The organism is Butyricicoccus sp. AM27-36, from assembly GCF_003480945.1.
GTDB lineage: Bacteria > Bacillota > Clostridia > Oscillospirales > Butyricicoccaceae > Agathobaculum > Agathobaculum butyriciproducens.
The window spans coordinates 1-2,345 of record NZ_QUJR01000017.1 but is presented as its reverse complement, the minus strand read 5'-3'; the positions used below and the strand labels follow the sequence as shown (position 1 = coordinate 2,345).

Annotated in this window: 3 protein-coding genes; all 3 read left to right on the top strand. The window is 54.0% G+C overall.

Features of this window, described 5'->3' with window-relative positions:
- On the top strand, positions 1-207 hold a 207-nt coding region (locus DW724_RS15890), incomplete at its 5' end, for a hypothetical protein (protein WP_207665666.1).
- 46 nt (positions 208-253) lie between these two features.
- Positions 254-1,129 carry a sugar phosphate isomerase/epimerase family protein gene (locus tag DW724_RS14755; protein WP_117492511.1) on the top strand — a complete coding sequence of 292 codons (876 nt, stop codon included), beginning with the start codon at positions 254-256 and terminating at the stop codon, positions 1,127-1,129.
- Between the two features lie 78 nt (positions 1,130-1,207).
- A complete protein-coding gene (locus DW724_RS14750) occupies positions 1,208-2,236 on the top strand; it encodes a sugar ABC transporter substrate-binding protein (RefSeq protein WP_118761989.1) in 1,029 nt (342 codons plus the stop codon).
- Positions 2,237-2,345 lie beyond the last annotated feature (109 nt).

Below are 2,345 nucleotides of genomic sequence, written 5' to 3'. Positions count from 1 at the left end.
TATAATAAAGGCAACACCGCACAATTAAAGCTGCGGCGCTTTGCGGAAATTTTGTGCCCTGACTTTGGCTTCGGTTCCTTGCGCGAGTTCCGTCCGCGCTGCCGAGATTTCACGGTAATACGTCAAGTATTACCGCAAAACCGCGCCTCGTCAGTACGCAAAATTTACTCGCAAATCGCTCTTGTCCAATTATGCGGTATTGCCTAAAGTCTAACCAAGAACCTAATTGAGAAAAGAAAAGGAGAACAATACCATGAAACTCGGATTTAATGAAGCAAATGACCGTTTCTGCAAGAACCACAGTGTTATGATGGACCTCGAGCTGTGCGAGAAGTACGGCTTCGACTGCATTGACATTCAGTCGGAGTGCCTGAACCGCGATCTGGAAGCCGGCAAGATCACCCTCGAGGAGATGGGCGCATGGTTCCAGAGCCACCACCTCAAGATGCTTTCCTACAATGCGCTGTGCTTCTTCAACATGAAGCAGACGCAGGAGGAAAAGGACGCCGTGATGGCTGAGCTGGACGAGATCATCCGCCGCTGCAACATCCTCGGCTGCAAGATGATCGTTGTCGTACCGAGCAAGGACATGAAGGAGCGCGGCCTGACCCCGACCCGCAAGGAGATCCGCGAGGATGCAGTTGCCGTTCTCAAGGAAATGGTTAAGAAGTGCGAGCCACACGGCATCCGCCTGAGCCTTGAGTTCTGCGGCGAGCCGTCCATGACCATCAACCGTTTTGAGGATGCTTACGCAATCGTCGAGGAAGTAAACAGCCCGCTGGTTGGTGTAACGCTCGATCAGTACCACTTCTACGCAATGGGCTCCGGCTGGGATACCCTCGAAAAGGCGGACGGCAAGAAGATTTTCGTATGGCACCTGAACGGCACCGAGGATATGCCCTGCGGCGCGTACTACAACAACGACGAAAAGCGTCTGTGGCCGGGTGCCGAGGGCGACTGCCTGCCGCATGCGCGCTACGCAGATACGCTCAAGAAGATCGGCTTTGACGGTGACTGCTGCACCATCGAGATTTTCCGTCCGGCATACTACGAGATGTCGCAGGAGGAGAATGTAAAGAAGTCCGCAGAAGTCACCCGCGCACACGTTGAAAAATACGCACAGTTCTAATATCGTAAAATCAGCAGTATCTCACAGCATATTCCCCAGTATTTGTCACATTTTTTGATCTGTAAAGGAGAATTTATTATGAGCTATCTGAAGAAAATCGGCGCACTGTTTGTTTCCTCCGCATTGATGGCATCCATGCTCGCAGGCTGCGGCTCGTCCTCCGATTCCACCGGCGGCAACGGCTCTCAGGCTGAGGGCGACGATGGCAATTACAACATTTCCATCGTGTTCAAGACCACCTCGAACGAATACACCCAGTACATGATGGCAGGCGCGGAAAAGGCGGCGGCCGAGACCGGCGCGGTGCTCGACATGAAGGGCGCGACCTCCGAAACCGCATACGATGAGCAGCAGAATATGATCGAAACCGATCTGCACGCCAACAAGTATGACGCGATGATTATCGCACCGCTGCAGGGCGACATGGCTTCCACGCTGGTAAGCGGCACGGATATGCCCATCTTCGCAATCGATACGGACTTTAATGCACCGGAGAAGATTTCGTTCATCGGCATCGGTCAGAAGGATGCAGCGGCAAGCGGCGGCGAAAAGGCTGTCGAGGCGGCGAAGGCAGCAGGCTGGGATAAGATCGAAGCAGCTTATATTGCGGGTGTTCAGGGTGACTCCACCGCCGATGCACGCCGCACCGGTTTCCAGGAAGGCATTGACGGCGCAGGCGGCGCGTTCCTCGCAGACGAGGTGCAGTATGCTGATGCGGTAGCTGACAAGGCAACCGTCTGCATGGAAGGCATCATGCAGAGCCATCCGGAGGGTCTGGCTATCATCGCCTGCCACAATGACGACTGTGCAATCGCGGCAGCGCGTGCAGCAGCGAACAATCCGGCTTATGCAAAGACCATCTTCATCGGCTTTGACGGCAATATTACCGCAGCACAGTCCATCCTCGATGGCGGCGAGACCATGACCGTTGCACAGAGCGGTTACGATCAGGGCTATCAGGCGGTTAAGACCGTTGTGGCACATCTGAACGGCGAAAAGGTAGACAGCTTTGTTGACTGCGGCACCAAGGTCATCGACAGCACCACCGCCGAGGACTACATGGCAACCCTCAAGAGCCAGATGGACGGCAAGGCAGTTGCACAGTAAACCGTAATACCATGCGCTGCACTTGCGGCAGTAAGTGCAGTGTATCTATTAAAAAATCACGTTTCTATAAGGAGAGAATTCCAATGGGCATTTTGAAAATTGGCGTTGT

Excerpts from the sequence above, each read along its gene's own strand:
- DW724_RS14750 (WP_118761989.1), top strand. The coding sequence starts at position 1,208 with ATGAGCTATCTGAAGAAAATCGGCGCACTGTTTGTTTCCTCCGCATTG.
- DW724_RS14755 (WP_117492511.1), top strand. The coding sequence starts at position 254 with ATGAAACTCGGATTTAATGAAGCAAATGACCGTTTCTGCAAGAACCAC.